This is a genomic window from Candidatus Obscuribacterales bacterium (assembly GCA_036703605.1).
Taxonomy (GTDB): Bacteria; Cyanobacteriota; Cyanobacteriia; order RECH01; family RECH01; genus RECH01.
Map to the genome: position 1 here is coordinate 1 of DATNRH010000090.1, position 1,463 is coordinate 1,463.

Annotated in this window: 1 protein-coding gene; it reads right to left on the reverse strand. The window is 54.7% G+C overall.

The window, feature by feature from the left end:
• Positions 1–623: 623 nt before the first annotated feature.
• A complete protein-coding gene (locus V6D20_01925) occupies positions 624–956 on the reverse strand; it encodes a hypothetical protein (protein ID HEY9814555.1) in 333 nt (110 codons plus the stop codon).
• Between the last annotated feature and the right edge of the window lie 507 nt (positions 957–1,463).

Below are 1,463 nucleotides of genomic sequence, written 5' to 3' on the forward strand. Positions count from 1 at the left end.
TGGGGTGCACATGCAGTTAGCCCCCCTACTGGGTCCGCCTCTACAGACCCCACAAGGCATACCGTACTGGCTCATGTGGTACGATGACCCCTACAGCATGGATGCAGGCCCCTCTATCCCTGTGGCTATCTGGGTCTACTCGACGGGTGGTGCGGGCTATCTCTTCCTATCGAATATCTGGGAGGGAGGGTACCTCATAGATAGCATTCAAGTGCCCCTGCCTGATGCGAGCACGGTGAGCGTGATGACGTTGGAGGAGTTGGAGGAGCAATTTAACCCCTCCTTGTATGGGAATTCTTGCCGCTCCTTGTGTGACGTGGTGGAAATCTCCTTGAGGAAGGCGGACAATCATGGCCGCGACGCTCACTGGGGGGACTCCTCTATCTGGGCGGACTCCAGCCTAGGCGGGGTGCTAAACCCTGAGCGGGTGCCTTACTTCGTGGCTGATGCTCCTGTCACAGGGCATTCAGCTTGGCTTCGATCTCAGTGAGTGTGAGATTGACGGTGTTTCGCGGGTGGAACCCGTTGATGTCTTTGAAGAGGTCGCTGTAAAAGCGAAAGAGCCATCAAATCTCCCGGTTAGAGAGGCTTGATGGCTCTTTCAGATCACAGTGATCTGAAAGTTACACGAGGACGATTTCGAGTGTCTTCCCACTGCTTGTAGTCCAAGAGCGGATCGTACGGTTGAAAGTGCCGGGGTTCCCATATCCCTGATCTTCCGCCTGACCTAGCTGGTAGGAGCCGGCTTTAATCCCGTACATGACCATTAGCTTTTTCTCATAGGCTCCCATCGAGGAGGCATTGCCGGCTTGCGGGACTGGTCGCCCCACTTCCCTGCCGCCAACCATAACCTGCATCTTGGGACTTGCCTGCTTATTGAGAAGAGGCAGGATGTCCTTGCGAAGCTCGGGGTTCTCGTGAGCCAACTTGACGAGTTTGTTTCTGAGGTCTGACATGATTCTCTCCAAAAGTGGGGGTTAGGTCTGCACAATGCACACCGGCTACAAAAGGATTATGTGTCCCTGATCACAGTGATCTGGTGTGGTAATTGTGGTTCGGGTAGGCGTATGGGATACTCTGCCTTGGAGGACAGGACATGTTAAACAACAGCTTTGACCGGTGGTATCTTCGGCAGGGGGTATGCAGTGAGTACCACAGTGATACCCTTGACCTCTTTATGGGGAAGTTGGGGCCTCCTGTTATCTTGGAGGATTCGGGTGTCCCTGTGTGGTTGGGTAAGAGGGAGTGGGGTTATGCCTACTATAGCCTAAGCCTGCGCCCTGCATCTGTGACGCTTGCTCAGGTCTACACGACCAAGATACATGCCTTGTTCAACTCCCCCAGCTACTTTGAGGGCACCTCTCTACATACGCCCCTGTACGAGCGTGTCTCTGAGCAAGAGCGCTTAGAAGGGGCCTTGTCTTGGACGGTCTGGGGGCGTAGTGCGATGGCCCATATCGAGG

Coding starts and splice junctions, on each gene's coding strand:
- V6D20_01925 (HEY9814555.1), bottom strand. CDS start 956: ATGTCAGACCTCAGAAACAAACTCGTCAAGTTGGCTCACGAGAACCCC.